This is a genomic window from Nonomuraea sp. SBT364, from assembly GCF_001083785.1.
Taxonomy (GTDB): Bacteria; Actinomycetota; Actinomycetes; order Streptosporangiales; family Streptosporangiaceae; genus Nonomuraea.
In genome coordinates, this window is the sequence record NZ_LAVL01000031.1 from 49,536 (window position 1) to 72,052 (window position 22,517).

Consider the following 22,517-nt stretch of genomic DNA (forward strand, 5'->3'; position numbering starts at 1 on the left):
CGGTTTACAGGAGGCACTGTGGCAGAGGCGTACATCGTCGGGGCGGTCCGCACCCCGGTCGGCAAGAAGAAGGGCGGCCTGTCCACCGTCCACCCCACTGACCTGGCGGCGCACACGCTGAAGGCGCTGATCGACCGCACCGGCGTGGACCCGGCGGCGGTCGAGGACGTCATCATGGGATGCGTCATGCAGTTCGGCCCCCAGAGCATGGACATCGCGCGCAACGCCTGGCTGTCGGCGGGGCTGCCGGAGACCACGGCCGGTGTCACGATCGACCGGCAGTGCGGCTCGTCCCAGCAGTCGATCCACTTCGCGGCCCAGGGCGTCCTGTCGGGCACCCAGGATCTCGTCGTGGCGGCCGGCGTCGAGTCGATGAGCATCGTGCCGATGGGCTCGTCGATCACCGCCGCGCTGGAGAAGGGCATGCCGTTCCCGTTCGGCGACAAGTGGGTCGAGCGTTACGGCAAGCAGGAGATCTCGCAGTTCCGCGGCGCCGAGCTGATGTGCGAGAAGTGGGGGCTCAAGCGCGACGAGCTGGAGCGCTTCGCCTACGAGTCGCACCAGCGGGCCGCCAAGGCCATCGCCAACGGCTACTTCAAGGACCAGATCGCGCCGATCAACGGCGTCGAGGACGACGAGGGCCCGCGCCCCGACTCCACGCTGGAGAAGCTGGCCGGGCTGAAGACCCTCAAGGAGGGCGGCCAGATCACCGCCGCCACGTCGTCGCAGATCTCCGACGGCTCCGGCGCGCTGCTGATCGCCTCCGAGCAGGCCGTCAAGGACCACGGGCTCACCCCGCGCGCCCGCATCCACCAGCTCGCGCTGATGGGCGACGACCCGGTCTACATGCTGACCGCGCCCATTCCGGCCACGCGGAAGGCGCTGGCCAAGTCCGGGCTGTCGATCGGCGACATCGACGTGACGGAGATCAACGAGGCGTTCGCGCCGGTGCCGCTGGCCTGGATCAAGGAGCTCGGCGCCGACCCGGCCAAGGTCAACCCGAACGGCGGCGCCATCGCCCTGGGCCACCCGCTGGGCGGCACGGGCGCGATCCTGATGACCAAGCTGCTGCACGAGCTGGAGCGCACCGGCGGCCGCTACGGCCTGCAGACGATGTGCGAGGGCGGCGGCCAGGCCAACGTCACCATCATCGAGCGGCTCTGAGGTGAACCAGGCGCCCCGGCCCGATCAGGCCGGGGCGGCCTCGTCGTAGTAGACGGTCATGAACGGCCACGAGTCGCCGTCGTCGTCCATGTCGTTGTGGAAGACGACGTCGCGGATCTCGATCGCGCCCATCTCCTCCAGGGTGCCGGCCAGCCGGCGCAGCAGCGTCGGCACGTCGCCCTGGTCCTCGCCCGCCGGGTTGTTCAGCGAGAAGTGCCGTGTCTGAAGCTCGGCCATCTACTTCTTTCTTCCCCTCTTCTGCTTGTTGCGGTCCCCGGAGAACTTCTCGGCCTGGCGCTCCTTGGCCTTGGCCCTGTTGAAGATGCTCCGGTCGTACGGCTGGCCGGAGTCCTTCGCGTTGACCGCCGCCTGCTCCTCGGGGCTCAGGTTGGCCTCGCTGTCACTGCGGCCACGTCCGCCTTTGCGGCCGCCGCCGCGCTGGAGGATGCCGGGGGAGCTGTCGAACAGGTTGCCCTGCGGCCGCAGCGGCATCCGGCCGGGCCCGGCCCCCGCCAGCGCCGTGCCGCCCGGACCGCCGGGGCGGCGCAGGTTGTCCAGGATACGGCGCATCGGATCGGTGACCCGGCGGGCCAGGCCGGGCGCCAGCACCCGGCCGGTGCCTTCGGCGGCCTCGCGGTAGATCTTCATGCCCGCCTTCCGGGTGGCGAGCAGTGACGCCGTCGCGGTGAAGCCGGCGAACGGGCCGCCGCTCAGCAGGGCCATCGCGAGCCGGACGGTGCCGACCGCGGCGACCGTGCCCACGGCGATCTTGGTGGCGGTCACCACCGTGGCCATGCCGTCCAGCGCGACGGGCGCCATCCTGGTCGCCGCCGCTGCCTGCGCGAGATGCCCGGAGCTGTTGCCGGTCTCCTGCCAGAGACTCTGCAGTTCGGTGGCCGAGCCACCCTGGTAGACGGCCGCCGAGCCCACCACCGCGGCGTCGGCCTCGGCGCCCGACTGGGCGGCGTGCGCCTGCACCACGCGGGCCGCGTCGGCGTCGAGGCGGACCTCGTCCTCGTCGATGTTGGGGAACGGCAGCCCGGCCAGCTCCAGGACGCCGTGCAGCTCGGGCGGCAGGACTATGCCCATGGGTCCAGCTCCGGCAGCGCGCTGGCCTGTTCGGCGGCCTCGACGTTGTCGGGCACCAGGGCCATGCCGTCACCCACGCCGCCGATCGTCCCCGACAGGGCGGGCACGGTGGTCAGCATGGTGTGGCGGCACTCCACCCAGGCTTTCTCGAACTCGCCGAACAGCCCGTTGTCGCCCCATCCACCGGTCCTGGCGCGCAGCCGCTCCACCGCGGCCTCGTACTCTTCCCCGTGGACGCGCACCCGGGTCGCCTGCTGCCGCAGCGAACCCTTCGCGATATCCATCCCCGTAGTCATGAAGCCGACATTAGCGGTTCATTTGTGACGGATGTAGCCAGTGTGAGTAATGTCGCCAGTCAGTCAAGAAGGCTCCCGAGCCGTTCACGTACGGCGACCGGATCGAGGGCGCGGCCGGGAAAGGCCTGCTCGAACGCGGACCGCAGCAGGTCGTCCGCCTGTCGTTGCGCGTCCTGCCGGGCCTGGCGCACGGCCAGCAGGATTTCCTCGGCGAGCGCCTGACTGCCGTCGCGTACCGCGCGCGCGTCGAGCGTGACCTTCAGCACCCGCCCGTCGGCCGCCGCCGTGGCGCGTACCCGGTCGCCGCCCGCGCCGACGATCTCGCCGAGCCGTTCCTCGCCCTCGGCCAGCAGTTCCTGGACCCGTGCGTCCTGCTCGTCGATCCGGTCCACATCCTGGGGACGGATGTCGCCGGGGTTGAGGTCGAACCCGAACATCACAGTTCCCCCGCATACAGCTCGCGGGCCGCCGACTCCACCCGATCGCGGACGAACCGCTCGTCCAGCGGCTCGGGCAGCGCCCCTGCCACGCCGGCGGCGTCGGCCAGGATGTCGCCGGTGCGCCGCGCGGCGTCATCCTGCGCCGCCTGGATCGCGGCGGTCACCTCGGCGCCCAGCCTGGCCACGTCGAGCCGCAGGGCGCGCGGGTTGAGCTCGACGCTGGTCAGCGCGCCGCGCCCGTCGGCCACGGCCTTGATCATGCCCTGGGCCGCCTCGCCGGTGCCCTCGACGGCGGCGATCTGCCGCTGGGCCTCGCGCAGGTGCCGCATCGCCGTCCGCGTCTGCTCGGCGACCTGGTCCAGATACAGGCGATCCTCAGTGGGGTTTGGCATATGATCATCCCCTTTGTCCGGCTGATGAGTGCTCAACATCTTGACATGCCGACGCCCCGCCCCTCGGTCGAGGGGCGGGGCGTCATGGATTTCTAGCGGCCCTTGGACGGGATGCGCCGCGGCGGCGCGATCGGCCGCTGCGGCAGCTTCGGCATCGGCCGGGGCTGCGGATGACCTGGGACGTTCTTCTTGCCAGAGGAACGAACGCGCATGAGATGGCTCCTTTACGTGATGGCGACGCGGCCGAAGCCGGTTCGCGAGCTCAGCTGCCGCGTCTGCGTGGGCGGATGGGCTGAGTGGCCGGGGCCGGGCGGCCCGGGCGCTGTCACAGGTAAAGGCGCATGTCCCCAAGGTAGAAGCCGCAGCGGCGGGGACGCAACCGATTATCTCCGCACTTTCCATGACGGAAAGTATGTGGTTGACTTTCCATCATGGAAAGTGACTCCGCTCGCATCGCCCTGGAAGGCGTCGCCGAGGTCCGCGCCCGCGTGGCCGACCGGATCGTCAGCCCGTGGTGGTATCACTACGGGTTCGCCGCCGCCATCCTGCTCGCCTACGTCTCGATCAGCTTCAGGTTCGCCTCGTACGGAGTCCCGTTCCTGACCATCGCCGCCGTCGGGCTCACGGTGGCGCTCAAGCGCACGACCGGGATCGAGCCGCGTGCCCCGCGCGCCACCCGCGCGGTCGTGGCCTGGAGCCTCGTGGCGCTGGCGCTGACAGTGGTGGCGATGGCGCTGGAGTGGGGCGGCGGCGTGAAGGGCGCGGTCGCGGTGGCGGGAGTGGCCGTGGCCGCGATCGCCGTGGTCGCTGGTCACCGAACCGACCGGGCGCTGCGCCGCGAGCTGCGGGACGGTCATGACCCCGCCGGCCTTTGACGAGACCATCCACGCGCCGATCCGGCTGCAGATCTGCGCGATGCTCGCCGCCGTGGAGTCGGCCGAGTTCTCCGTCGTCCGCGACAGTCTCGGCATCAGCGACTCCGTGCTGAGCAAGCATGCCAAGGTGCTCCAGACGGCCGGTTACCTCCATCTGGCCAAGGCGCACCGCACCACCTGGCTCTCCCTGACGGCACCCGGCCGCGCCGCCTTGGCCGGTCACCTGGCCGAGCTGCGCCGCATCGCCGCCCAGGCCGGGCTGCAGGGCTGACGGACGAGCGGCGCAGCGGCTCTGGCTCACCCGGGCGTGGGCAGGCGGGCGGGCACGGCGTTGCGCACCTGCTGGAAGATGACCGAGGTGCGGAAGCCGGCGATCTCGCGGCGCTTGCTGAGGCGGTCCAGCAGGAAGGCGTGCAGGTGGTCGAGGTCCTGCACGGCCACGTGCAGCAGGAAGTCGTCGCCGCCCGCCAGCACGAACACGCTGAGCACCTCCGGCAGCTCGGTGGCCGACTGCACGAAGCTGTCGATGACCGCGCGGCTGAGCGGCCGCACCTGGACGGACACCATGGCCTGCACCCCCCGGTTGAGCGCCGCCGGGTCGATGTCGGCGTGGTAGCCCCGGATCACGCCGCGCCGGGTGAGGGCCCGTACCCGCTCCAGGCAGGTCGACGGGGCCACGCCGAGCTGACGGGCGAGCTCGCGGTTGGACTGCCGCGCATCCGTTTGGAGCAGGCGGACGATCGCCGAATCAAGTTCATCCATGCGGGCATTCTGCCCGGAGGATCGGCCATACGTTCGGCTGAGCGGCATCAGCGCCGAGCGGATGAGTACTTTCGGGTGCTATGGCAGAACGTACGACAGGGCTGGGAGTCGGGCAGGGGACGGCGTTGCTCGTGGGAGCGGTGCTCGGGCCGGGGATGCTGGCGCTGCCGCAGCTCGCGGCGGCGGCCGCGGGGCCGGCGTCGGTGCTGGCGTGGGCGGCGCTGCTCACGCTGAGCGTGCCGGTGGCGCTGACGTTCGCGGCGCTGGGCAGCCGCCACCCCGGCGGCGGGGGAGTGGCCGCCTTCACCGGGCTGGCGTTCGGCAGGCGGGCGGCGGCGGTGGCCGGCTGGTGGTTCTTCGGGTCGGTCCCGCTCGGGATCGTCGCGGGGGCGCTGGTCGGGGCCAAGTACGTCGCCGCCTCCTTCGGCGTGCCGCCGCTGCTCGCCGCCGCGGTCCTGCTCGGCGGGGCGTTCCTGGTCAACGCCGCCGGGCTGCGAACCTCCGGGCGACTGCAGGTGGCGCTGGTCAGCCTGCTCGTCGCGCTGCTCGCCGTCGCCGTGCTCACCGCCGCGCCGCACGCCGGGACGTCAGGATTCACCCCCTTCGCGCCGTACGGTGCCGCGGGGGTGGTGAGCGCGGCCGGGGTGCTGATGTTCGCGTTCGTCGGGTGGGAGGCGGCCAGTCATCTGTCGGCCGAGTTCGCCGCGAGAGGCGGCCTGCTCCGGGCCACGGTGGTGACGCTGGCCGTGATCAGCGTGCTCTACCTGAGCGTCAGCCTGACCACGATCGGCGTGCTCGGGCCGGCCGCGGCGACGACGGCGGCGCCGCTGACCGCGCTGCTGGAGACCGGCATCGGCGCGGCGGCCCGGCCGCTCACCGGCGTGCTCGCGGTCCTGCTCACCTTCGGTGCGATCAACGCCTACATCGCCGGGGCCGCCCGCCTCGGTGCGGCCCTGGCCAGGGACGGCGCGCTGCCCGGCTGGTTCGCCGAGGGCGACGGGCCGGGCCGCACGCCGCTGCGCAGCCTCGCGCTGCTCGCCGCGATCACCGCGCCGGTGCTGGTGTGGGCCGTGGACCTGGACACGCTCATGCGGGCCACGTCGGCGTGCCTGGCCGCCGTCACGTTCGCCGGGGTGTCGGCCGCCGTCCGGGTGCTGCCCGCGGGCCGGCACCGCGCGACCGCGCTGGTGGCGAGCGTGCTGTCGCTGCTCGCGCTGGCCGCCTGCGGGGCCTACCTGCTGGTGCCCGCCGTGCTGGCCGGGGTGGCCGTGGTCGCGCTGAAGGCGGGGGAGCGGCGGCCACTGCCACGGTGAAATCTCGTCCACAGGAGCGCAAAGCGCCACCGCCGGGGCAGTACACACCATCGCACGACAGGCGTAGCGTCGGCGGGAGGTGCCATGAGCGAGTACGCCAAGGCAAGGGAGCTCGGTGAGCAGGCCCGCGAGCAGGAGTGGGCCCGCCCGAGCTTCGCCAAGCAGCTGTTCCTCGGAGATCTCCGGCTGGATCTGGTGCACCCGGTGCCGTCGCTGCCCGACGAGGACGCCAAGCGGGGCGAGGAGTTCGTCCGGGCGCTGCGCCGCTATCTGGAGACGCACGTGGACCCGGCGCTGATCGAACGGACCGCGCTGGTGCCGGACGAGGTGGTCAAGGGGCTGGCCGGGCTCGGCGCGTTCGGGATCACGATCGGCGAGGAGTACGGCGGGCTCGGCCTGCCGTACCTGTACTACTGCCGCGCGCTCATGCTGGTCGGGTCGTACTGCCCGGCGCTGGCCACGCTGCTGTCGGCGCACCAGTCGATCGGTGTGCCGCAGCCGCTCAAGCAGTTCGGCACCGAGGAGCAGAAGCAAGAATTCCTACCAAGGTGCGCGCGGGGCGAAATTTCGGCATTCCTGTTGACCGAGCCGGACGTCGGCTCCGACCCCGCCCGGCTGGCCACCACCGCCGTCCGCGACGGCGACGACTACGTCATCGACGGCGTCAAACTGTGGACCACCAACGGCGTGATCGCCGACCTGCTCGTCGTCATGGCCAGGACCGGCAAGAAGATCAGCGCGTTCGTCGTCGAGGGCGACTCGCCGGGCATCACGGTCAAGCGGCGCAACACGTTCATGGGCCTGCGCGGCATCGAGAACGGCGTGACCGAGTTCTCCCAGGTCAGAGTCCCGGCCAGGAACCTGATCGGGCGTGAGGGCGAGGGCCTGAAGATCGCTCTCACCACGCTCAACACCGGCCGCCTGTCGCTGCCCGCCACCTGCGCCGGCGGCGCCAAGTGGGCAGTCAAGATCGCCCGCGAGTGGGGCAACGCCCGTGTCCAGTGGGGCCGCAAGGTCGGCGAGCACGAGGCCGTAGCCACCAAGGTCGCCTTCATCGCGGCGAGCGCGTACGCCCTGGAGGCGGTCTGCGAGCTGACCGCCAGGATGGCCGACGACCGGCGCAACGACATCAGGATCGAGGCCGCGCTGGCCAAGCTATACGCCTCGGAGCTGTCGTACCGGGTGCTCGACGAGCTGGTCCAGATGCGGGGCGGGCGCGGCTTCGAGACGGCGGAGTCGCTGGCGGCGCGCGGCGAGCGCGGCGTGCCGGCCGAGCAGATGCTGCGCGACTCCCGCATCAACCGGATCTTCGAGGGCTCCTCCGAGATCATGCGGCTGCTCATCACCCGGGAGGCGGTGGACGCGCACCTGACGGCCGCCGGGGAATTGATCAACCCGGACGCCACCCGCCAGGAACGCGCCCAGGCGCTCAAGCGGGCGAGCCGGTTCTACGCCCGCTGGCTGCCGTCGCTGGTGACCGGCGCGGGCCAGCTGCCGACCGCCTACGCCGGCTTCGGCCCGCTCGCCGGGCACCTCCGATTCGTGGAGCGGACCAGCAGGAAGCTGGCCCGCGCCACCTTCTACGGCATGTCGCGCTGGCAGGGCAAGCTGGAGCACAAGCAGTCGTTCCTGGGCCGGATCGTCGACATCGGCGCGGAGGCGTTCGCCATGACCGCCGTGTGCGTCAAGGCCGAGGAGGACTCGCGCGACCTGGGCCGCCGGCCGTACGAGCTGGCCGACACGTTCTGCCGGCAGGCCAGGAGGCGGGTGGACGCGCTGTTCGACCGGCTGTGGGACAACAGCGACGCGCATGACACCCGGCTGGCCGGCTACGTGCTCGACGGGCGCTACATGTTCCTGGAGGAGGGCGTGCTGGACCCGTCGATCGAGGGACCGTGGATCGGGGCGCCCGAGGGCGGGGAGAGCGTGCGGAGAAAAATCCTCTGACGCGTGGTCTAGACCGGATCCGCCCATTCTCGGGCCCGAGTGTTCTCAAACCGAGACCGACCGGTATAGACCGGTTGATGAACAGAGGCTTACTCTGACGCACACGTGGCTTCCCATTCCCTGGACGGCGTCCGGTAGCTGGTACGGACCAGCGCGACCCCGTCCCACGAGAAGGCGGTACTGACGGTGAACATGAAACTTGTGGGCGGCGCCGCTCTCGGCCTGGCGACCATGCTGGTCCTGTCCAGCTGCGGCTCCAGCACGCCGGAGACCGGAGGCGGCGACACGGCGGCCGGCGGCGGCCAGGTGACGCTGAAGATGGTCGCCGCCGACTACGGCGACGGCCCCGGCAAGCCGAACTCCGGCCAGAAGTTCTGGGAGGGCGTGGTCAAGGAGTTCGAGGCCGCCAACCCCACCATCAAGGTCGACGTCCAGGTCATCAACTGGAACGACATCGACAAGCAGGTCGCCACCATGATCCAGAACGGTCAGGTGCCCGACATCCTGCAGACCGGCGACTACTCCGGTTTCGTCGCCGACCAGCTCCTCTACAAGGTCGACGAGGTCCTCTCGCCCGAGGTCTCCGGCGACATGCTGCAGAAGTTCGCCGACTACGGCAAGGTCGACGGCACCGCCTACGGCATCCCGTTCGTGTCCTCGGCGCGCGCCCTGTTCTACAACAAGGAGCTGTTCTCCAAGGCCGGCATCGCCGAGCCGCCCAAGACCTGGGACGAGCTCAAGGCCGCCGCCAAGAAGCTCAAGGACTCCGGCGTCAGCCAGCCGTTCGGCCTCCCGCTCGGCCAGGAGGAGGCCCAGGCCGAGTCGTTCCTGTGGATGCTCGGCAACGGCGGCGGCTACAAGGACGCCGGCGGCAAGTGGGCGATCAACTCCCCGCAGAACGTCGAGACCTTCACCTACCTCAAGGGCATGGTCGCCGAGGGCCTCACCACCCCGAACCCGGGCACCAAGGACCGCAAGACGGTCTGGGAGGACTTCGGCGCCGGCAAGGTCGGCATGGTCAACGGCGGCCCCATGTCCATCCCGATCTTCGACGCGGCCGGCCTGAAGGACTACGGCGTCGCGCCGATCCCCGGAAAGGCGGGCCCGCTCGACACCACGCTCGGCGTCATGGACTGGATCATGGCGTTCAACAAGAACGGCCACGCCGCCGAGATCAAGAAGTTCTTCGACTTCTTCTACACCGGCACCGCCGCGCAGAAGATCAGCGACACCTACAAGCTGCTGCCCGTCACCAACGGCGGCATCGAGAAGCTGTCCGGTGACGAGAAGCTCAAGCCGTTCCTCGACGGCCTGCCCAACGCCAGCTTCTACCCCTTCCAGGACCCGAAGTGGGCCGACCTGAACCCGGCGATCAAGCAGACCATCGGCGGCGCCGTCACCGAGGACCCCGCCAAGGTGCTCGGCGACCTGCAGAAGACCGCTGAGGCCAGCTGATCCATCGAGGGTTCGTACGGCCGGCGTCCCCTGCCCGGGACGCTGGCCGTACCGTCATGGAAGGTTCGTCATGAGAAGGTTGCGCGCCCTGGAGCCCCTCGCCTGGGTCGGGCCCGCCGTGCTGCTGATCGCGCTGGTCGTGATCTGGCCGGTCATCGAGATGGTCAGGTCGTCGTTCCTGGAGATCAGCCGGGTCGGCGTGGTCCGGGGATACAACGGCTTCGACAACTACGACAAGCTCTTCGCCGAGAAGGACTTCGCGGACATCATGGCCCGCAGCGTGATCTGGGTCGTGGCGGTAGTCGCGCTCACCGTGCTGATCTCGCTCGCCCTCGCCCAGCTGTTCAACCAGCGCTTCCCCGGCCGCAAGCTGGCCCGCTGGGCGCTGATCGCGCCGTGGGCCGCCTCGGTGCTGATGACCGCGATCGTCTTCCGCTGGATGCTCGACCCCGAGGTCGGCGTGATCAACCAGATCCGGCTGAAGCTCGGGCTGATCGACGCGCTCGGCGGCGCCGACGCCGACCAGCTCGGCGTGGCCGCCACCGCGATGCCGTGGCTGGTGTTCGTGGCCGTGTTCGTGTCGGTGCCGTTCACCACGTACGCGCTGCTGGCGGGGCTGGCGACGATCCCGTCGGACGTGTACGAGGCGGCCAAGATGGACGGGGCCTCGCGGCTGCGCACCTACTGGTCGATCACGCTGCCCCTGCTGCGGCCGGCGCTGACCGTCGCCGCGCTGATCAACGTGATGAACGTCTTCAACAGCTTCCCGATCATCTGGGCGATGACCCATGGTCAGCCCGGCTACTCGACGGCCACCTCGACCATCTTCATGTTCATCCTCAAGAGCTCCGACATCGGCGAGTCCGCCGCGATGTCGGTGGTCAACTTCGGAATGGTGCTCGTGATCACCGCCGTCTTCCTCAAGATCTCCCGCTGGAACAGGGCGGTGGCATGATGGCCGTCAGGCCCGCGCGCCATGCCCAGGCTCAAGACGACGATGGTCGCGGCCGCCGCGTACGTGATCGCGTTCGTCTTCCTGTTCCCCTACCTGGTGATGGTGCTGACCTCGCTGCGCCCGCAGGAATCGCTGCGCGACGCGACGCTGCTGCCCACCGACTGGGAATGGTCGAACCTGGTCACCTTCTGGAGCAGCGGGCTGGCCGGCAACCTCGTCGTCACCCTGCAGGTGGCGGCCGGGTCCACGGTCCTGGTGCTGCTCGTGGCGCTGCCGGCGGCCTACTACACGGCCCGGCACAACTTCCGCGGGCGCACCCTGTTCCTGATCCTGGTGCTGATCACGCAGATGTTCCAGCCCACGGCCATGCTGGTCGGCATCTACCGGGAGTTCTCCCAGTTCGGGCTGGTCGACTCGGTCTGGTCGCTGATCCTGGTCAACGGCGGGTTCAACCTGGCCTTCGCCGTGTGGATCCTCAACGCCTACTTCGCCTCGATCCCGCGCGACCTGGAGGAGGCCGCGTTCCTCGACGGCAACGGGCGCTTCGGCGCGCTGTTCAGGATCACGCTGCCGCTGGCCATGCCCGGCGTCATCACCGCGCTGATCTTCACGTTCATCGCGGCCTGGAACGAGTTCGTGGTCGCGCTCACGCTCACGACCACGCCCGAGAAGCAGCCGCTGACCGTGGCGCTGAACTCCTTCATCGGCCAGTATCAGGTCGACTGGCAGAACCTGTTCGCCGGCTCGGTGATCGCCACGATCCCGGTCATCATCCTGTTCGCGCTCATCGAGCGGAAGGTCGTCGGCGGCCTGACGGCCGGCTCGATCAAGTGACTAGCGCGGCACCCGGGCCACGCAGAAGACGGTCTGGCCGAACGGCGGGCGGATGAACCGCTCGATCAGCCGGGTGGCCGGCACCACCGTGCGGTCGTAGATCTTGACCAGTCGCGGGTCCGGGTAGCCGACGCCACCCCGGCGCACCGCCGCCCACCAGGCGATGCCGCCCAGGAAGTTGATCGGCTTGAGCACGTCGACGTCGAGCCCGGCCCGCGCGACCGTGGCGCGCAGCGTCTTGGGCGTGTAGCGCTGGACGTGGCCGACCTTGCGGTCGAAGTCTCCATAAAGCTGCATGTAGCCCGGCACCCAGATGATGATCCGGCCGCCCGGCAGCGTCACCCGCGCCAGCGAGCGCAGCGCCTCGGCGTCGTCCTCGATGTGCTCCAGCACGTTCATCATGACGACCGTGTCGACCTTGTCCTTCAGCGGGATCTCCGTCGGCAGGCCGAACTGCAGCACGTCGATCTCGTCGCGGCCCTCGAACCGCTTCTTGAGCTGCTCCACGCAGTAGGGGTCGAAGTCGCTGACGACCAGCCGGTCGAGCCGCGGCAGGAACTGCTCGGCGAAGTGGCCCAGACCGGACCCGATCTCCAGCATGGACCGGCCCACATGGGGCGCGACCATGTCGAACTCGTACTGCCGGTAGTTCTTCGCCTCGTCGCCACCCAGGTGGTTTTCCAGGGCCTCGTCACCGGCCGCCGGTTGCACTACACGGTCATACCCTGAAGACATAGTCCCGTTCCTTATGGGGCTCGCGGATCGGCCCGAGTCTAGTGCCCTTCCGCCGGAGGCCGCCCATGCGATGAAATCTCACCTGTCCATGGACGACGACGAGGCCATCGCGCGATCCCTGAAAGGTGACCTGTCCGCCTACGAGGCGCTGGTCGCCCGCTACAGCGCGCTCGCGCACCGCACCGCCGCCCTGCTCGGCGCCCGCGACGAGGCCGAGGACGTGGTGCAGGAGGCGTTCGTCAAGGCGTTCAGGCACCTGCCCTCCTTCCGCCACGGCTCGCCGTTCCGGCCCTGGCTGCTGCGCATCGTGGCCAACGAGACGCACAACCTGACCCGGGCGCGCGGGCGCAGGTCCGAGCTTTCCGTACGGCTGGCCGCGACGGCCGACGTGGTGAGCGGCGACGACCCCGAGGGCTCGGCCGTGGCCACCGACCGGCGGGCCAGGCTCCTGGAGGCGGTCCGCGCGCTGCCCGAGCGGGAACGCGAGGCCGTCGTCTGCCGGTACTTCTTACAGCTGTCGGAGGCCGAGACCGCCCAGGTGCTCGGCTGGCCCGCAGGCAGCGTCAAATCCAGGACCCATCGCGGCCTGGCCAGGCTCAGGAGGGAGGTGGGCGATGAACTCGGCTGAGCACCCCGGCGACCTGGAGGCCGAGCTGCGCGCCCTCGGCGCCTCCCTCGACGTCCCGGCCCCGCCTGCCGACCAGGTGGCGGCGGCGGTCCGCGGCCGCCTCCAGGACGAGCACTCCGGCGCGCGCGCCCCCGGGAAGCGGGCGCGACGGTGGAAAATCGTCGTCGCGGTCGTGCTGGCCGTGGCGGCCGCCACCGCCGCCACGCCGCAGGGACGTGAGGCCGTGGTCGCCGTCCTGCGCCTGGCCGGCGTCGAGCTGCGCCTGGGGAGCACCGCCCCGGCGCCCGTCGTCACCCCCGCCACGCCGCCGGGCGAGCGCACCATGGCCCCGGACGACGTGCGGACGGGCTACCCCACGGCGCTCGGCACTCCCGAACGGGTCACGGTGAACGACGGCGGCCGGGTCGTGTCGATGTTCTGGCCGGGCGGCATCCGGTTCGACCGGATCGACGGGGCCATGTACCCGTACTTCTTCAAGACACTCGGCCCGCCCTTCCCCGAGCAGGTCGAGGTCGACGGCGTCACCGGCTGGTGGGTGTCGGGCGAGCACCCGCTCGGCTACCTCACCCGCGACGGCGGCGCCGAGATCCCGCTGCGCCAGGCGGCATCCACCCTCGTCTGGCAGTCGGGCACCACCGGCTACAGGCTCGAAGGCACCGGCTCCGTGGCGCGCGCGGTCGAGCTGGCCCGCTCACTCCGGTGACGCCAGCCAGTCGTCGATCTCCTTGAGCAGCTCCTTGCGCACCGCCTCCGGCGCCGCCGACGACCTGATCGACTGCCGCGCCAGCTCGGCCACCTCGGCGTCGCTCAGCCCGTGCACCTCGCGCGCCAGCTCGTACTGCCGCAGCAGCCGCGCCCCGAACAGCAGCGGGTCGTCCGAGCCCAGCGCGATCGGCACCCCGGCGTCGAACAGCCTGCGCAACGGCACGTCCGCGTCGCTCTCGGCCACCCCGAGGCCCACGTTGGACGTCGGGCAGATCTCGCAGCAGATCTGCCGGTCGGCCAGCCGCTGCATCAGCCGCCGGTCCTCCGCCGCCCGCACGCCGTGCCCCACCCGGTCGGCCCCGAGGTCGTCGACGCACTGCGCCACGCTGCGCGGCCCCAGCAGCTCGCCCCCGTGCGGCACCGCTAGCAGGTCGGCCCGCTTGGCGATCCGGAACGCCCGCTCGAAGTCACGCGCCTGGGCGCGCCGCTCGTCGTTGGACAGCCCGAACCCGACCACGCCCTTGCCCGCGTACTGGGCGGCCAGCCTGGCCAGCGTGTTGGCGTCGAGCGGATGCCGGGTCCGGTTGGCCGCCACGACCACAGCGACGCCCACGCCCGCCGCCCGCGCCGCCTGCCCGGCCGCGTCGAGCACCAGCTCCAGCGTGGCCGTCAGCCCGCCGAACCGCTGCGCGTAGCCCGACGGGTCCACCTGGATCTCCAGCCACCGCGACCCGGCCGCCGCCTCGTCCTCGGCCGTCTCGCGCAACAGCCGGTAGACGTGCTCGGTGCGGCTCAGCACCGACCGGGCGATGTCGTACAGCCGCTGGAAGCGGAACCAGCCACGCTCGTCGGTCGCCCGCAGCTTGGGCGGCCAGTCCTGCTCCAGCGCGTCGGGCAGGTGCAGGCCCTGTTCCCTGGCCAGCTCGAGCAGCGTCGTGTGCCGCATCGATCCGGTGAAGTGCAGGTGCAGATGGGCCTTGGGAAGCGTGTGCAGGGACCGTGCCATCGCCATATCTTGCCACCGGCCCGCGCCGGCCGGTGGCCGGTCAGCGCGCCTCGGCCAGCAGCTTGCCCAGCCTGCTGACGCCTTCCACCAGATCGTCGTCGCCCAGCGCGTAGGACAGCCGGAAGTAGCCCGGGGTGCCGAACGCCTCACCGGGCACCACGGCGACCTCGGCCTCCTCCAGGATCAGCTCCGCCAGCTCCGCCGACGTCTGGGGCCGCCGCCCGCGCAGCTCCTTGCCGATCAGCTCCTTGATCGTCGGGTATGCGTAGAACGCCCCCTTAGGCTCCGGGCAGAACACGCCCGGGATCTCGTTCAGCATCCGCACCATCGTCTGACGGCGGCGGTCGAACGCCTCACGCATCCGCGCCACCGCCGACAGGTCGCCCGAGACCGCCGCCAGCGCCGCCATCTGCGCCACGTTGGAGACGTTGGAGGTGGCGTGCGACTGCAGGTTGGTGGCCGCCTTGACCACGTCGGACGGCCCGATCAGCCAGCCGACCCGCCAGCCCGTCATCGCGTACGTCTTGGCCACGCCGTTGAGGATGACCACCCGGTCGCCCAGCTCCGGGACGGCCGTGGCGATGCTGGTGAACTCCGCCCCGCCGTACGTCAGGTGCTCGTAGATCTCGTCCGTGACCACCCACAGCCCGTGCCCGGCCGCCCAGCGGCCGATCGCCTCGGTCTGCTCGCGCGAGTGGACGGCGCCCGTCGGGTTGGACGGCGAGACGAACAGCAGGACCTTCGTCCGGTCGGTCCTGGCGGCCTCAAGCTGCTCCACACTCGCCAGGTAGCCGGTCGTCTCGTCGGTGACCACGTCGACCTGGACGCCCCCGGCCAGCTTGATCGCCTCGGGGTAGGTGGTCCAGTAAGGCGCCACCACGAGCACCTCGTCGCCCGGGTCGAGCAGCGTCGCGAACGCCTGGTAGACGGCCTGCTTGCCGCCGTTGGTGACGAGCACCCGCGAGGCGTCGGCGGCGTAGCCCGAGTCGCGCCGCGTCTTGTCGGCGATCGCCTGCTTCAGTTCGGGCAGGCCGCTCGCCGGGGTGTACTTGTGGAAGCGCGGGTTGCGCGCCGCCTCCACCGCCGCCTCGACGATGTAGTCGGGCGTCGGGAAGTCGGGCTCGCCCGCTCCGAAGCCGATGACCGGCCGGCCGGCCGCCTTCATCGCCTTGGCCTTGGCGTCCACGGCGAGAGTCGCGGACTCGGAAATCGCGGAGATCCGTGCGGACACACGGGGTCGGGTGGACATGTCCCCATGCTGTCACGCCGCCGTGACCTGGGCGATCGCTTATGGTTCGACGTGGCGGGGAATCACCCGTAGACTTCCGCAAGGTCGTGCCGCCGCATCGGGAGTGCGGTTCGGTCCAGGCAGTGAGTCAATCAGGGTAGTGTGGTTGACGACATAGGGCACTGGCGCAATTGGTAGCGCACCGGTCTCCAAAACCGGCGGTTGGGGGTTCGAGTCCCTCGTGCCCTGCGAGTGCGGTCCGCGCAACGAAAGGCGTGTAAGCGCGCCGCAAAACTGCGTTGGATACGACAGATTCAGGTGAGGACTGTGGCGATCGACACGCGCGGCGAGACCGCAGGCAAGCCTAGCGGTGAGAAGAAGAAGCGTACTTCTCCTGCCCTCTTCTACCGCCAGATCATCAGCGAGCTGCGTAAGGTCATCTGGCCGACACGCAAGGAACTCGTCACCTACACCGCGGTCGTTCTGATATTCGTTGCGATCATGGTCGCGATCGTTTATGTGCTGGACGCCGGTCTCGGATGGGCCGTTCTGGAGATCTTCGGCTGATTCTGACGCCGCCGGTGCCCGCCTGACGCAGTCGCCGTTCGATTCGACGAAAGAGGAAGAGCCACCGTGTCCGAGTCTTCAGTGCCGGCTGACGAATCCCGCGAGGAGTGGGACCGCGAGCCGGAAGAGGCCCTCGAGGCCGCTGAGGAGACCGTCGACGACGTCGCGGAGAGCGACGCCGAGGCCGAGGCCGACGAGTCCCCGGCTGCCGCCGACGAGTCTCCCGCCGTCGACGACGAGGGTGACGCTCAGCCCGACGTCGAACCCGACGTCGACCCGGTCGAGGAGTTCAAGCGCGGCCTGCGCGGGCTCCCCGGCGAGTGGTACGTGATCCACTCCTACGCCGGTTACGAGAACCGGGTGAAGTCCAACATCGAGAGCCGCAACGTGTCGCTCAACATGGAGGACTACATCTACCAGGTCGAGGTGCCCACGCACACCGTCCAGGAGTTCAAGAGCGGCAAGAAGGTGCCGGTCAAGGAGCGCGTGCTGCCCGGCTACGTGCTGGTGCGCATGGAGCTGACCGACGAGTCCTGGGCAGCCGTGCGCAACACCCCCGGCGTGACCGGTTTCGTGGGCCTGTCCAACAAGCCCAGCCCGCTCAGCCTCGACGAGGTCGCCAAGCTGCTCGCCCCGGAGCCCACCGAGGAGAGCAAGAAGGCCACGACCAAGGCCGCCAGCGGCCCCACCGTCGAGTTCGAGATCGGCGAGTCGGTCACGGTCATGGACGGCCCGTTCGCGACGCTGCCCGCCTCGGTGAGCGAGATCAGCCCCGAGTCGCAGAAGCTCAAGGTGCTCGTGTCGATCTTCGGCCGGGAGACCCCGGTGGAGCTCTCGTTCAACCAGGTCTCGAAGATCTAGGACGATCACCTACACTTAGACGTTCGGTCGGCCGCCTGTCGCGAGGGCGGCCTCCGACATGTCCGGGCGCATCCGCGTCCGGACCGCATCGCAATCAGGACCCGGAGAAGGACACATGCCTCCGAAGAAGAAGATCGCGGCGCTGGTCAAGGTTCAGCTTCCCGCTGGCCAGGCCACGCCCGCCCCGCCGGTCGGTACCGCCCTCGGTCCCCACGGCGTCAACATCATGGACTTCGTCAAGCAGTACAACGCTGCCACCGAGGCCCAGCGGGGCAACATCATCCCCGTCGAGATCACCATCTTCGAAGACCGCAGCTTCACCTTCATCACGAAGACGCCCCCGGCGCCCGAGCTGATCAAGAAGGCGCTGGGTCTCGACAAGGGCAGCGCGGTCCCGCACAAGGACAAGGTCGGCAAGCTCAGCCGCGACCAGCTGCGCAGCATCGCCGAGACGAAGATGCCCGACCTCAACGCCAACGACATCGAGGCGGCCGAGAAGATCATCGCCGGCACCGCCCGGTCGATGGGCATCACCGTCGCCGACTGACACTTCCCCGATTCGTGGGAGGGCCGCCCGCCGGCCCGCACACCACAAGGAGACAGACATGAAGCGCAGCAAGGCGCACAAGGACGCGGCCGCCAAGGTCGACAGCGACAAGCTCTACAGCCCCGCCGAGGCCGCCAAGCTGGCCAAGGAGACGTCCACCACCAAGTTCGACGCGACCGTCGAGGTCGCGCTGCGGCTGGGCGTCGACCCTCGCAAGGCCGACCAGATCGTGCGCGGCACGGTCAACCTCCCGCACGGCACCGGCAAGACCGCCCGGGTCCTGGTCTTCGCGACCGGTGACCGTGCCGAGGCGGCCCGCGAGGCGGGCGCCGACATCATCGGGGCCGACGAGCTGATCGACGAGATCGCCAAGGGCAACCGGCTCAACGAGTTCGACGCCGTGGTCGCCACGCCCGACCTCATGGGCAAGGTCGGCCGCCTGGGCCGCGTCCTCGGCCCGCGTGGTCTCATGCCCAACCCGAAGACCGGCACCGTGACGCCCGACGTCGCCAAGGCCGTGACGGAGATCAAGGGCGGCAAGATCGAGTTCCGCACCGACCGGCAGGCCAACCTGCACTTCGTCATCGGCAAGACGTCGTTCGGCGAGCGTCAGCTCATCGAGAACTACGCCGCCGCCCTGGACGAGGTGCTGCGTCTCAAGCCGTCGGCCGCCAAGGGCCGCTACGTCAAGAAGGTCACCTTCTCGACGACGATGGGCCCGGGCGTCCCGGTCGACCCCAACGCCACCCGCGGCCTCACCGCGGACCTGGAGGCCTGAGCCTCCACGCCGGAAGCGCGCTCTCCCTTCGGGGCGGGCGCGCTTTTCGTATGTCCGGGCATGCGGACGGGCGGGTACGAGCGTGTACGGGCGCGTTGGGGCCTCAGGGACGCCCCTGGGTTTTCCCCGAGATGTCACGGGAAGACGCCACGGCGATACTCCCGACACGTAGGGTCGAATCATGCTGAAGCGCAGGTTTTCTCTCGCCACCGCCGCCGCCGGTGCCACTCTCGTCGCGGTCGCGGTCGCCGGTTGCGGAACGAACGCGCAGCCCCTCCACGTGAATCTGGCCGCCTCCGAGGTGCTGGCGCAGGCCGCGCAGCGGACGGCGGACGTCAGTTCCTACACGGTCGACGGCATCGTCAACATCTCGCACCCGGAGCAGGGCGCGGGCAAGGTGCAGGGCCGCATGCTCTACCAGAACAAGCCCGAGCTGGCCGTGGACCTCACCCTCGACAGCGCCGACCTCGGCGGCAAGGGCCTGCCGGGCGGGGCGCGGGCGGTGCTGCAGGGCGGCACCGTGTACGTGAAGGTCGAGGCGCTCAACAAGATGCTCGGCGCCACCAAGCCGTGGATCAAGGTCCCGCTCAACGAGATGGGCGAGCAGGGCCAGGTCGACCACATGCTGGGCCAGGTCCAGCAGTTCGACCTCGCCAGCGTGACCAAGATGGTCACCGCCTCCCAGAACGTCAAGGCCGTCGGCACCGAGAGCGTCGGCGGCGAGGACACCACCCACTACAGCGGCACGTTCCCGGTGGACGCGGCCGTGCAGCAGCTCCCCGCCGACAAGCAGGAGCGGGCCCGGGAGGGCCTGGCCGAGCTCAAGGACATCAAGTTCGACATCTGGGTCGCCGCCGACGAGCTGCCCCGCAAGCTCACGATGAGCGGCTCCAAGGAGGGCGGCACGATGGACGCCGCGCTGATGTTCAAGGGCTTCAACGAGCCCGTCGACATCCAGGCGCCGCCGGCCGACCAGGTGGGCGAGCTGCCCAAGAGCACGACCAACTGAGAGCGATTTGGAAACTCGGCGGCCAGGCCGTAGTCTGGTCGTTGCCGAAGACCGCCGGTCGTCGTCAGGTGCCTCAAAAGCCTGGCGACCGAAGGATCCACGACATCGTGGACGGCCCGCGCAGGTGTGATACGAGTTTCCTCGCATGGAGTGATCCATGTGGATGAGCCCCGTGTGCGCCCCTGCGCCCGGGGCCGTTCTCATTTCTGACCCTTCGCCGGTGGCACATCTGGAAGGAGGCCCATGGCGAGGGCGGATAAGGCGACAGCGGTTGCCGAGCTCAAGAGCGAGTTCGAAGGCAGCGCTGCAGCCGTTCTGACCGAGTACCGCGGTCTCACCGTTGCCCAGCTCAAGGAGCTGCGCACCTCTCTCGGTGAGAATGCGAAGTTCGCCGTGGCGAAGAACACCCTGACCAAGATCGCGGCCACCGAGGCCGGTCTCGCGGGCCTCGACGGCCTGCTCGCCGGTCCGACCGCGATCGCCTTCGTCAACGGCGACGTTGTCGAGGCGGCCAAGGGTCTGCGTGACTTCGCCAAGGCCAATCCCCTTCTGGTGATCAAGGGCGGTGTCCTCGACGGCAAGACGCTGGACGCCTCTGAGATCACCAAGCTCGCCGACCTCGAGTCCCGCGAGGTTCTCCTCGCGAAGCTGGCCGGCGCCATCAAGGCGAAGCAGAGCGCTGCTGCCGCGATGTTCGCCGCGCTGCCGACCAACATGGCCCAGCTGGCCGACGCTCTTCGCGCCAAGCGCGAAGAGGCGGGCGAGTAACACGGGGATTGCCGCAACACCCGCGGTCCCGTTCCTAATTTTCGCAAGTCCTAAACGGAGGAAACATCATGGCGAAGCTCAGCACCGACGAGCTGCTCGACGCGTTCAAGGAGATGACCCTTCTTGAGCTCTCCGAGTTCGTGAAGCAGTTCGAGGAGGTCTTCGACGTCAAGGCCGCCGCCCCCGTCGCGGTCGCCGCCGCCCCCGCCGCCGCCGGTGGTGGCGAGGCCGCCGCCGCCGAGGAGCAGGACGAGTTCGACGTCATCCTCGAGGCCGCCGGCGACAAGAAGATCCAGGTCATCAAGGAGATCCGCGCCCTCACGTCCCTCGGCCTGAAGGAGGCCAAGGACCTGGTGGACGGCGCTCCCAAGGCGGTCTTCGACGGCAAGGTCAACAAGGAGCAGGCGGAGAAGGCCAAGGCTGCCCTTGAGGGCGCCGGCGCTTCGGTCACCGTCAAGTAGTTCGTACGCAGAAGGGGCGGTCACACCCAGGTGCCGGGTGTGCCGCCCCTTTCGCATGCCTCCAGAAGCGCCTGTATGGCCGTCTGAGAGACCCGGGGGAATCCGCCGGGTTATGATCCGGCGACCGGCCTGGAAGGGGGCAGAACGTGGCTGGCATATCCGCTCGCCTCCTCAACCGGCTGCTCGCCGCCGCGGTGGCACTGCTGGCCGCGGCCCTCGCCTGGCTCGTCGTCCAGGACCGTGACGCGCAGGCGGCCTGGGACGACCGGCAGGCGGTGCTGCTGGCGGCCCGCACCCACGCGGTCAACCTGCTCTCCCTCGACCACGAGACCATCGACGCGGACGTGGCCCGCATCCTGGCCACCTCGACGGGCGCCGCGCGGGCCGAGTACGAGGCCGGCGCGGACAAGCTCAAGAGCACCACGAAGGCCGACAAGGTCGTCCAGGAGGGCGTCGTGCGCGCCACCGGGCTGGTGTCCATCGACGGAGACGCCGGGGGCGACGGGGACGACGGGGGCACAGCCAGGGCGCTCGTGGTCGCCGATGTGGAGATCCGCTGGGACGGCTCCGACAGCCCGCCGCAGGAGCGGTTCTACCGGTGGCAGATGGATCTGGCGAAGGTCAAGGGCGTGTGGCTGGTGTCGAAGGCGGTGCAGGTGTGAGGCGGGCCGCGACCGTGCTGCTGGCGGTGCCGGCGCTCGCCCTGGGCGTCGCGTGCGCGATGCTCCTGCTCGACCTGAAGGCGCTGAGCGACAGCGAGAGGTCGGGTGCCGAGGCGATGGCCGCCGCCCGGGCCGTCGCGCCCGATCTGCTGTCGTACGACCACCGGACGATCGAGCAGGACCTGGCGCGGGCCGGCCGGCACACGACCGGCGCGCTGACCCGATACTACCGGGAGCTGTCGAGCACGCTCGTGGCCAAGGCGAAGGCCCAGAAGACGGTGCAGACCGTCTCGGTCGCGGCCGCCGCGGTCGAACGTGCCGAACCCGGGCGAGTCGAGGTTCTTCTCTTCGTGAACACGGGTACGGTCAAGGAGATCACCGGGAAGGCCGAGCCGCAGCAACAGGTCAGCCAGAACCGCGCCAGGTTCGTCATGGTGTGGCAAGATGCCCGCTGGCTGGTGGCCGACCTGTCGACCTTGATCGGCAGCGCCTGACGGCTTGGGCGTGGCGCGTCCTTCAATTGTTATCAAAATTCAGGTTTGGCGAAGGCTTGGAGATGGGTATCTCCGTCACTGCTACACCGGTTGTCGGCATGGGTTCGACCCTCGGTGTGACGGAGCGTTAACCGCCCCCGTTCGCGGGTATCGTCTTGGGCCTGGCGGTAGGCGACCGATCACACAGGGGAGAAAACCCAGCGTCCGGGCCCTAAGTCGGCTAAAAGTCGGCCTAACGGGCTTGACGTTTCCGCTCGGACGGGCGATGCTGCGACCAACGTGGAGCATGCAGCGAGAGCGAAGTGGACAGGCGTGTGCCGTTCGGCTACACTGCCCCTTTGCGCTGCCCTTTGACGACCCGCTCCGCTGCTCACGTTGCGAGGTTGTCTGGCGTGCGTGTAGTCAGTCCGCCGCGAGCCCTCGGAAGGACATCTGTTGGCAGCCTCGCGCAACGCCTCCGCCGTACCCGCCGGTCCCCGTCGCGTCTCTTTTTCGCGCATCCAGGAGCCCCTCGAAGTTCCTGACCTTCTCGCTCTGCAGACCGAG

General features: G+C 69.9%; 28 protein-coding genes and 1 tRNA gene. 20 read left to right on the forward strand and 9 right to left on the reverse strand.

Annotated elements, in window-relative coordinates:
- Window positions 1-18 precede the first annotated feature (18 nt).
- Entirely contained in the window at window positions 19-1,164 is a 1,146-nt protein-coding gene (locus tag ADY59_RS17040) for an acetyl-CoA C-acetyltransferase (RefSeq protein WP_049563246.1), read from the forward strand.
- Window positions 1,165-1,188: 24 nt separating this feature from the next.
- On the opposite strand, the gene ADY59_RS17045 is transcribed toward ADY59_RS17040, so the two are convergent.
- The 5 genes from ADY59_RS17045 to ADY59_RS50045 form a co-directional block, all read right to left on the reverse strand.
- Window positions 1,189-1,401, reverse strand: a complete 213-nt coding sequence (locus tag ADY59_RS17045; protein ID WP_049563247.1) for a hypothetical protein — start codon at window positions 1,399-1,401, stop codon at window positions 1,189-1,191.
- Window positions 1,402-2,253, reverse strand: a complete 852-nt coding sequence (locus tag ADY59_RS17050) for a hypothetical protein (RefSeq protein WP_049563249.1) — start codon at window positions 2,251-2,253, stop codon at window positions 1,402-1,404. It abuts the gene before it with no gap.
- Window positions 2,244-2,537 carry a hypothetical protein gene (locus ADY59_RS17055; RefSeq protein ID WP_049563250.1) on the reverse strand — a complete coding sequence of 98 codons (294 nt, stop codon included), beginning with the start codon at window positions 2,535-2,537 and terminating at the stop codon, window positions 2,244-2,246. The genes ADY59_RS17050 and ADY59_RS17055 overlap by 10 nt, the downstream gene beginning before the upstream one ends.
- Window positions 2,538-2,608: 71 nt before the next feature.
- A complete protein-coding gene (locus ADY59_RS17060) occupies window positions 2,609-2,986 on the reverse strand; it encodes a YbaB/EbfC family nucleoid-associated protein (protein WP_049563252.1) in 378 nt (125 codons plus the stop codon).
- Complete coding sequence (locus tag ADY59_RS50045) at window positions 2,986-3,381, reverse strand: YbaB/EbfC family nucleoid-associated protein (protein WP_053174841.1); 396 nt, start codon at window positions 3,379-3,381, stop codon at window positions 2,986-2,988. The genes ADY59_RS17060 and ADY59_RS50045 overlap by 1 nt, the downstream gene beginning before the upstream one ends.
- Window positions 3,382-3,812: 431 nt before the next feature.
- Between ADY59_RS50045 and ADY59_RS17070 the strand changes: the two genes are divergently transcribed.
- Entirely contained in the window at window positions 3,813-4,256 is a 444-nt protein-coding gene (locus ADY59_RS17070) for a hypothetical protein (RefSeq protein WP_049563253.1), read from the forward strand.
- Window positions 4,237-4,527: a transcriptional regulator gene (locus tag ADY59_RS17075; RefSeq protein ID WP_049563255.1), complete on the forward strand. Its 291-nt coding sequence runs from the start codon at window positions 4,237-4,239 to the stop codon at window positions 4,525-4,527. The genes ADY59_RS17070 and ADY59_RS17075 overlap by 20 nt, the downstream gene beginning before the upstream one ends.
- A gap of 26 nt (window positions 4,528-4,553) precedes the next feature.
- On the opposite strand, the gene ADY59_RS17080 is transcribed toward ADY59_RS17075, so the two are convergent.
- Window positions 4,554-5,018: an Lrp/AsnC family transcriptional regulator gene (locus ADY59_RS17080; protein WP_049563256.1), complete on the reverse strand. Its 465-nt coding sequence runs from the start codon at window positions 5,016-5,018 to the stop codon at window positions 4,554-4,556.
- A gap of 80 nt (window positions 5,019-5,098) precedes the next feature.
- On the opposite strand from ADY59_RS17080, the gene ADY59_RS17085 reads away from it, so the two are divergent.
- The 5 genes from ADY59_RS17085 to ADY59_RS17105 all read left to right on the forward strand — a co-directional run bounded on the left by ADY59_RS17085 (window position 5,099) and on the right by ADY59_RS17105 (window position 11,522).
- A complete protein-coding gene (locus tag ADY59_RS17085) occupies window positions 5,099-6,331 on the forward strand; it encodes an APC family permease (RefSeq protein ID WP_063780690.1) in 1,233 nt (410 codons plus the stop codon).
- A gap of 84 nt (window positions 6,332-6,415) precedes the next feature.
- A complete protein-coding gene (locus tag ADY59_RS17090) occupies window positions 6,416-8,278 on the forward strand; it encodes an acyl-CoA dehydrogenase family protein (protein ID WP_049563259.1) in 1,863 nt (620 codons plus the stop codon).
- A gap of 192 nt (window positions 8,279-8,470) precedes the next feature.
- Window positions 8,471-9,733 carry an extracellular solute-binding protein gene (locus tag ADY59_RS17095; protein WP_082310159.1) on the forward strand — a complete coding sequence of 421 codons (1,263 nt, stop codon included), beginning with the start codon at window positions 8,471-8,473 and terminating at the stop codon, window positions 9,731-9,733.
- Between the two features lie 70 nt (window positions 9,734-9,803).
- Entirely contained in the window at window positions 9,804-10,688 is an 885-nt protein-coding gene (locus tag ADY59_RS17100) for a carbohydrate ABC transporter permease (protein ID WP_049563261.1), read from the forward strand.
- Between the two features lie 21 nt (window positions 10,689-10,709).
- Complete coding sequence (locus ADY59_RS17105; RefSeq protein WP_049563263.1) at window positions 10,710-11,522, forward strand: carbohydrate ABC transporter permease; 813 nt, start codon at window positions 10,710-10,712, stop codon at window positions 11,520-11,522.
- On the opposite strand, the gene ADY59_RS17110 is transcribed toward ADY59_RS17105, so the two are convergent.
- Entirely contained in the window at window positions 11,523-12,257 is a 735-nt protein-coding gene (locus tag ADY59_RS17110) for a class I SAM-dependent methyltransferase (protein WP_049563265.1), read from the reverse strand. It abuts the gene before it with no gap.
- 70 nt (window positions 12,258-12,327) lie between these two features.
- On the opposite strand from ADY59_RS17110, the gene ADY59_RS17115 reads away from it, so the two are divergent.
- Window positions 12,328-12,885: an RNA polymerase sigma factor gene (locus ADY59_RS17115; protein ID WP_049563266.1), complete on the forward strand. Its 558-nt coding sequence runs from the start codon at window positions 12,328-12,330 to the stop codon at window positions 12,883-12,885.
- A complete protein-coding gene (locus ADY59_RS50050; protein WP_049563268.1) occupies window positions 12,872-13,588 on the forward strand; it encodes a hypothetical protein in 717 nt (238 codons plus the stop codon). Before ADY59_RS17115 ends, ADY59_RS50050 begins: the two co-directional genes overlap by 14 nt.
- Here ADY59_RS50050 and ADY59_RS17125 read toward each other — a convergent pair.
- Window positions 13,577-14,596, reverse strand: coding sequence for an adenosine deaminase (locus ADY59_RS17125; protein WP_049563286.1), 1,020 nt, complete (start codon window positions 14,594-14,596; stop codon window positions 13,577-13,579). The genes ADY59_RS50050 and ADY59_RS17125 overlap by 12 nt on opposite strands.
- Window positions 14,597-14,636: 40 nt before the next feature.
- Window positions 14,637-15,845 (reverse strand): pyridoxal phosphate-dependent aminotransferase, encoded by a 1,209-nt coding sequence (locus ADY59_RS17130; protein ID WP_049563269.1) that lies wholly within the window; start codon window positions 15,843-15,845, stop codon window positions 14,637-14,639.
- Between the two features lie 155 nt (window positions 15,846-16,000).
- Here ADY59_RS17130 and ADY59_RS17135 point away from each other — a divergent pair.
- The 10 genes from ADY59_RS17135 (at window position 16,001) to ADY59_RS17180 (ending at window position 21,971) form a co-directional block, all read left to right on the forward strand.
- Window positions 16,001-16,073, forward strand: a tRNA-Trp gene (locus tag ADY59_RS17135).
- A gap of 78 nt (window positions 16,074-16,151) precedes the next feature.
- Complete coding sequence (gene secE, locus ADY59_RS17140) at window positions 16,152-16,391, forward strand: preprotein translocase subunit SecE (protein WP_049563287.1); 240 nt, start codon at window positions 16,152-16,154, stop codon at window positions 16,389-16,391.
- Window positions 16,392-16,457: 66 nt separating this feature from the next.
- Entirely contained in the window at window positions 16,458-17,252 is a 795-nt protein-coding gene (gene nusG, locus ADY59_RS17145) for a transcription termination/antitermination protein NusG (RefSeq protein ID WP_049563270.1), read from the forward strand.
- A gap of 115 nt (window positions 17,253-17,367) precedes the next feature.
- A complete protein-coding gene (gene rplK / locus ADY59_RS17150) occupies window positions 17,368-17,799 on the forward strand; it encodes a 50S ribosomal protein L11 (RefSeq protein WP_049563271.1) in 432 nt (143 codons plus the stop codon).
- Between the two features lie 58 nt (window positions 17,800-17,857).
- Window positions 17,858-18,577: a 50S ribosomal protein L1 gene (gene rplA, locus ADY59_RS17155; protein ID WP_049563272.1), complete on the forward strand. Its 720-nt coding sequence runs from the start codon at window positions 17,858-17,860 to the stop codon at window positions 18,575-18,577.
- A gap of 181 nt (window positions 18,578-18,758) precedes the next feature.
- The gene (locus ADY59_RS17160; protein WP_231618750.1) at window positions 18,759-19,586 is read left to right on the forward strand and encodes an LppX_LprAFG lipoprotein; all 828 of its coding nucleotides are present in this window, start codon (window positions 18,759-18,761) and stop codon (window positions 19,584-19,586) included.
- A gap of 243 nt (window positions 19,587-19,829) precedes the next feature.
- Window positions 19,830-20,354, forward strand: a complete 525-nt coding sequence (gene rplJ / locus ADY59_RS17165; protein ID WP_049563273.1) for a 50S ribosomal protein L10 — start codon at window positions 19,830-19,832, stop codon at window positions 20,352-20,354.
- 68 nt (window positions 20,355-20,422) lie between these two features.
- Complete coding sequence (gene rplL / locus ADY59_RS17170) at window positions 20,423-20,815, forward strand: 50S ribosomal protein L7/L12 (RefSeq protein WP_049563275.1); 393 nt, start codon at window positions 20,423-20,425, stop codon at window positions 20,813-20,815.
- A gap of 146 nt (window positions 20,816-20,961) precedes the next feature.
- Entirely contained in the window at window positions 20,962-21,477 is a 516-nt protein-coding gene (locus ADY59_RS17175; RefSeq protein WP_049563276.1) for a hypothetical protein, read from the forward strand.
- Window positions 21,474-21,971 (forward strand): hypothetical protein, encoded by a 498-nt coding sequence (locus ADY59_RS17180; protein WP_231618751.1) that lies wholly within the window; start codon window positions 21,474-21,476, stop codon window positions 21,969-21,971. The genes ADY59_RS17175 and ADY59_RS17180 overlap by 4 nt, the downstream gene beginning before the upstream one ends.
- Window positions 21,972-22,517 lie beyond the last annotated feature (546 nt).

What these genes read in the sequence shown, in the direction of transcription:
- rplJ (WP_049563273.1), top strand. Translation starts at nt 19,830, where the DNA reads ATGGCGAGGGCGGATAAGGCGACAGCGGTTGCCGAGCTCAAGAGCGAG.
- rplK (WP_049563271.1), top strand. Translation starts at nt 17,368, where the DNA reads ATGCCTCCGAAGAAGAAGATCGCGGCGCTGGTCAAGGTTCAGCTTCCC.
- ADY59_RS17075 (WP_049563255.1), top strand. Translation starts at nt 4,237, where the DNA reads ATGACCCCGCCGGCCTTTGACGAGACCATCCACGCGCCGATCCGGCTG.
- ADY59_RS17050 (WP_049563249.1), bottom strand. Translation starts at nt 2,253, where the DNA reads ATGGGCATAGTCCTGCCGCCCGAGCTGCACGGCGTCCTGGAGCTGGCC.
- ADY59_RS17160 (WP_231618750.1), top strand. Translation starts at nt 18,759, where the DNA reads ATGCTGAAGCGCAGGTTTTCTCTCGCCACCGCCGCCGCCGGTGCCACT.
- rplL (WP_049563275.1), top strand. Translation starts at nt 20,423, where the DNA reads ATGGCGAAGCTCAGCACCGACGAGCTGCTCGACGCGTTCAAGGAGATG.
- ADY59_RS17125 (WP_049563286.1), bottom strand. Translation starts at nt 14,596, where the DNA reads ATGGCACGGTCCCTGCACACGCTTCCCAAGGCCCATCTGCACCTGCAC.
- ADY59_RS17080 (WP_049563256.1), bottom strand. Translation starts at nt 5,018, where the DNA reads ATGGATGAACTTGATTCGGCGATCGTCCGCCTGCTCCAAACGGATGCG.
- ADY59_RS17055 (WP_049563250.1), bottom strand. Translation starts at nt 2,537, where the DNA reads ATGGATATCGCGAAGGGTTCGCTGCGGCAGCAGGCGACCCGGGTGCGC.
- ADY59_RS17105 (WP_049563263.1), top strand. Translation starts at nt 10,710, where the DNA reads ATGCCCAGGCTCAAGACGACGATGGTCGCGGCCGCCGCGTACGTGATC.
- ADY59_RS17085 (WP_063780690.1), top strand. Translation starts at nt 5,099, where the DNA reads ATGGCAGAACGTACGACAGGGCTGGGAGTCGGGCAGGGGACGGCGTTG.
- ADY59_RS17060 (WP_049563252.1), bottom strand. Translation starts at nt 2,986, where the DNA reads ATGTTCGGGTTCGACCTCAACCCCGGCGACATCCGTCCCCAGGATGTG.
- ADY59_RS17095 (WP_082310159.1), top strand. Translation starts at nt 8,471, where the DNA reads ATGAAACTTGTGGGCGGCGCCGCTCTCGGCCTGGCGACCATGCTGGTC.
- ADY59_RS17115 (WP_049563266.1), top strand. Translation starts at nt 12,328, where the DNA reads ATGAAATCTCACCTGTCCATGGACGACGACGAGGCCATCGCGCGATCC.
- ADY59_RS17045 (WP_049563247.1), bottom strand. Translation starts at nt 1,401, where the DNA reads ATGGCCGAGCTTCAGACACGGCACTTCTCGCTGAACAACCCGGCGGGC.
- ADY59_RS17070 (WP_049563253.1), top strand. Translation starts at nt 3,813, where the DNA reads ATGGAAAGTGACTCCGCTCGCATCGCCCTGGAAGGCGTCGCCGAGGTC.
- ADY59_RS17110 (WP_049563265.1), bottom strand. Translation starts at nt 12,257, where the DNA reads ATGTCTTCAGGGTATGACCGTGTAGTGCAACCGGCGGCCGGTGACGAG.
- ADY59_RS50050 (WP_049563268.1), top strand. Translation starts at nt 12,872, where the DNA reads ATGAACTCGGCTGAGCACCCCGGCGACCTGGAGGCCGAGCTGCGCGCC.
- ADY59_RS17100 (WP_049563261.1), top strand. Translation starts at nt 9,804, where the DNA reads ATGAGAAGGTTGCGCGCCCTGGAGCCCCTCGCCTGGGTCGGGCCCGCC.
- ADY59_RS17090 (WP_049563259.1), top strand. Translation starts at nt 6,416, where the DNA reads ATGAGCGAGTACGCCAAGGCAAGGGAGCTCGGTGAGCAGGCCCGCGAG.
- ADY59_RS17130 (WP_049563269.1), bottom strand. Translation starts at nt 15,845, where the DNA reads ATGTCCACCCGACCCCGTGTGTCCGCACGGATCTCCGCGATTTCCGAG.
- rplA (WP_049563272.1), top strand. Translation starts at nt 17,858, where the DNA reads ATGAAGCGCAGCAAGGCGCACAAGGACGCGGCCGCCAAGGTCGACAGC.
- ADY59_RS50045 (WP_053174841.1), bottom strand. Translation starts at nt 3,381, where the DNA reads ATGCCAAACCCCACTGAGGATCGCCTGTATCTGGACCAGGTCGCCGAG.